Source organism: Nostoc sp. JL34, from assembly GCF_017114945.1.
GTDB lineage: Bacteria > Cyanobacteriota > Cyanobacteriia > Cyanobacteriales > Nostocaceae > Nostoc.
Genome location: NZ_JABXKQ010000026.1, coordinates 1 through 3,564, shown reverse-complemented (window position 1 = coordinate 3,564; position 3,564 = coordinate 1). Strand labels below are relative to the sequence as shown.

The following is a 3,564-nucleotide window of genomic DNA, read 5'->3' as shown; positions in this document are numbered from 1 at the left end:
TTCTACTACTTAACTTTTCGTTACATAGCTGTAAATTTTTCCGCCCACCTACTTAGTTCATAAAATAAACAATATAACTACTAAATTATATGTATTCTATCTTTCTTTTGATTGATATATGACAAAAAGCAATTCTTTCTCTATGTCTTAAGAATTCGACATAGCAAAGAAAAATTTATTATGAGAAAATTACGCGATTCTACTTTTAGATATACAAGATTTAAATGTATATTCCACCGCCAGACAGATAAATATCTGATATTTTTTTTATTAAATTACTTTAAGGATATACTAATGGAAATTAGGAGTTAATTTAATAATGGTAGACAATCCTGGATTAGGAGAGCAGGCGCTGAATAAAGCGGCAGAAATAGGATTATCTAGCCAATTAGATGAAGTAGAAAATTTAGACATAAACATCCAAACAGACCCGCTGAAATTGCTTCAGGGAGAGGTGGATACAGTCACGATTGAAGGTAAAGGTTTGGTTATGCAGAAAGACCTCCGGATGGAGGAATTAGAAATGCAAATGACTAATGTTGCCATTAATCCTCTAAGTGTGGCTTTTGGCAAAATTGAACTTACTAAACCTACTGAAGCTAGTGTACAGGTTGTATTAACCGAAGCTGATATTAATCGCGCCTTCAACTCAGAATATGTGCGTTCACAACTCCAAAGTCTAAAAATACATGTTAACGGGCAACTGAGGACTATTGAGCCTGAACATGTGGAATTTCGACTACCGGGTGATGGGAAAGTAGCATTAAATGCCAGCATAAGATTAGTAGAAACAGGTGAAAATCAGCAAGTTGCTTTTTCCGCAGTACCATCGATCAGTGCTAACGGAAAAACTGTTGCTCTGGAAAATGTCGAGTATGGCGAAAGTGAGGAAATATCGCCAGAGTTGACAAAAGCTTTGATAGAGCAAACTAGCGAAATTTTGAATTTGAGTAACTTTGATTTAGACGGAATGAGTCTGCAAGTTAACCAACTAAAAGTAGAAGTAGGTAAACTAATTCTACAAGCTGAAGCTTATGTTGAAAAAATTCCTTCAGCTTAAAAATATAACGCTCAAAAACTGAGGATACTAATAATGGAAACTACAGAAACAACGCAAACAAGTTCAACACCATTCCCAAATATTCCCCCAATTATTGAAAGTAACGATAGTGAATATCTTGATAGCGGTGTACCTAGCACAGTTGCGATCGCAGGACATCCCCTACATCCCCTGAGTGTGATCTTTCCCATAGCTTTTTTAGCCGCCGCCTTGGGAAGTGACATCGGCTACTGGTTAACTGGTGATTTCTTTTGGGCTAGGGCTTCGTTATGGTTAATCGGACTCGGATTAGCTGGAGGCGTCCTTGCATCTGTGATCGGCCTGAGCGACTTTTTGAAAATTGAACGAGTCCGCAAGCGTTCTGCTGGTTGGACGCACTTGATACTTAACGTTTCTATCCTGGTTTTATCACTCATCAACTTCCTCCTCCGCTTGGGTGACGCCGAATCCCGAATAGTTCCTTGGGGACTCTTACTCTCGCTCATTGTCGGTACACTGACTAGCGCTTCTGGCTGGTTCGGTGCTGAACTATCCTATCGCCACAAAATTGGTGTAGTAGGTGCAGGTAGCAGAAGATATCCTTGACTGGAAATTCTTCTTTGTCTTTGAGCGATGGGATATTTTTTATTTGGAAGTCTCTGACTCTAATGGACATCTGGTGAAAAATAATTTAGAGACGCGAAATTAATTTCGCGTTTCTACAAAGGTTGTGAATAACGCATATTTAATTTCTGGAAATATTTAATTTGATGCTGGGCTGCTTACATTGAAGCAGCCCAGTTTACTTATTTGTAGCTAGCTACAAATATTGACCGTTGGTGTCATTTTCTGATGAATCTATTCAGGGTAGAAAACTATTGTCCTTAACTCAATGCTCTGACGAGGTGGAGCATCTGGTAGGCTGGTGGGGTCATCAAACCCAGTATGACCAGCAAATCTGGCCCGTCCATCTTCTGCGGAGTCAAAGCACTTAATAAATAGCGCCTCGTCTTGTTGCATTTGCGGGAAATAAAACCATTGATGTGATGGGTTATAGGTTATTGAGTAAGTTTCGCCAGTGTAATTGGGGTACACCAGATCGCCAGCTACAAGGTCTGTGGGTACGATACTCAGAGCGTCGCACACTGCTAATGGTGACTCCTGGACTGGTGCAATAGGTCGCCAAATGTTAATCAGTGCAAACCTTTTTTGCAGTACTTGATCAATATTATCTATCCCCTGCTGTGTCAATACCTTGCGTGCGCGAGTATAGCCAGATTTGGCTGTAAAGTCATTATGCACGTGTTTGACAGGTTCCCTGATTTGCTTCTCGCCCTGTTGCGAACGTTGAGCGTTACGAAGAGTGTGATCGAATATCACTACTTCAGTTGCACCTGTTACCTCTTTCAATAATTGCTTGGCTTCAGGATAATAGACGCTGCGGATCTCATCTTCATCATAGAAATCACTGACTTTACTATTATGTGCAGCAAAGTCGAAGCCTTGGCGCTCTAAGGATACTTGATCTGAAATTGCCCGTGCATTATGGATTGGCACTTTGTGTTTCTCGTAGTTTCCGTTGGAACGGGGAACCCCTAGTGGGGGTTCGTAGGCATAGCTGACAAGCTTTTCTGCCATAGGGGTGAGGTAGGTCAGTTCTGCCTCAACGTGTTTCAGGTCAGAGAAAAAATGATTGTCTGTGCTCATTGCTTACATCCTTGTTCAGAAGTTCAGACAGATAAGATCCCGTGGAGTTGGAGTGCAATTCACGCTCAATATCCAGCGATTGATCGCAATTACATCTAAACGGCGTCAGCAAAATTACAACATAGCTGATGCATGTTGTCAGAGTATGACTCAAAGTAGCAGTTGATACTTGTTAACGTCGATTTCGTCAGGAATCTTCAGTACTAAATAACTATAGTTAAATACTTATTTAACTATTGTAGTAATTAGCATAACAAAGTTTTCGCCAAATGGTCAAATGATTGTTTGAGTATTTGAGTAAGATATCAAATCCTGCTATGATATGGAGATGATTGAGAAAATAAATTACGAAAACCGCGCTAAAATCTTCACGGCTCTTTCAGATCCAACACGCCTGCGACTAGTAGATTTACTGCTGAGTACTGACGAAATCAGCTGTTCAGAAATTGCCGAGCAGTTGGATATTAGCTTGTCTCTTTCTTGTCACCATTTGAAAGTTTTGACGGAAGCAGGTTTGGCGAAGAACTACAAAAAAGGACAAACAAGATACTACTCACTTGATCGTACTATTCTCAATAGTACTTTAGAGAGTTTAAATAGTCTTATTAGATAAATAGGATTGTATAGGAATCCTATTTTATTTTTGAAATATACGTGTAGTGCGTTATGCCTCTGGTTAACGCAAGCTCTGCATATAAATGGTATCTTACTTAAGCGATCGCCAAATGCGAGAGAATAGCGTAAAAAGTCTCCAACCCATAAGCAGGGCAAACGCATCTTATTTACTAATAAAAACTAAGGGAGATTCCAAAATGACA

The 3,564-nt window shown here is 39.9% G+C and carries 4 protein-coding genes; 3 read left to right on the top strand and 1 reads right to left on the bottom strand.

All coding sequences use genetic code 11. The features are described 5' to 3' along the window. Window positions 1-319: 319 nt before the first annotated feature. Window positions 320-1,060: a DUF2993 domain-containing protein gene (locus HWQ44_RS04185; protein WP_292715257.1), complete on the top strand. Its 741-nt coding sequence runs from the start codon at window positions 320-322 to the stop codon at window positions 1,058-1,060. A 33-nt stretch (window positions 1,061-1,093) separates the two neighbouring features. Beyond that, complete coding sequence (locus tag HWQ44_RS04180) at window positions 1,094-1,645, top strand: DUF2231 domain-containing protein (RefSeq protein ID WP_292715254.1); 552 nt, start codon at window positions 1,094-1,096, stop codon at window positions 1,643-1,645. Window positions 1,646-1,897: 252 nt separating this feature from the next. Here HWQ44_RS04180 and HWQ44_RS04175 read toward each other — a convergent pair whose 3' ends face one another. Further along, complete coding sequence (locus HWQ44_RS04175) at window positions 1,898-2,746, bottom strand: CmcJ/NvfI family oxidoreductase (protein ID WP_292715251.1); 849 nt, start codon at window positions 2,744-2,746, stop codon at window positions 1,898-1,900. A 322-nt stretch (window positions 2,747-3,068) separates the two neighbouring features. On the opposite strand from HWQ44_RS04175, the gene HWQ44_RS04170 reads away from it, so the two are divergent. Continuing rightward, entirely contained in the window at window positions 3,069-3,359 is a 291-nt protein-coding gene (locus HWQ44_RS04170; RefSeq protein WP_292715248.1) for a metalloregulator ArsR/SmtB family transcription factor, read from the top strand. Window positions 3,360-3,564 lie beyond the last annotated feature (205 nt).

What these genes read in the sequence shown, in the direction of transcription:
- HWQ44_RS04175 (WP_292715251.1), bottom strand. Translation starts at nt 2,746, where the DNA reads ATGAGCACAGACAATCATTTTTTCTCTGACCTGAAACACGTTGAGGCA.
- HWQ44_RS04180 (WP_292715254.1), top strand. Translation starts at nt 1,094, where the DNA reads ATGGAAACTACAGAAACAACGCAAACAAGTTCAACACCATTCCCAAAT.
- HWQ44_RS04170 (WP_292715248.1), top strand. Translation starts at nt 3,069, where the DNA reads ATGGAGATGATTGAGAAAATAAATTACGAAAACCGCGCTAAAATCTTC.
- HWQ44_RS04185 (WP_292715257.1), top strand. Translation starts at nt 320, where the DNA reads ATGGTAGACAATCCTGGATTAGGAGAGCAGGCGCTGAATAAAGCGGCA.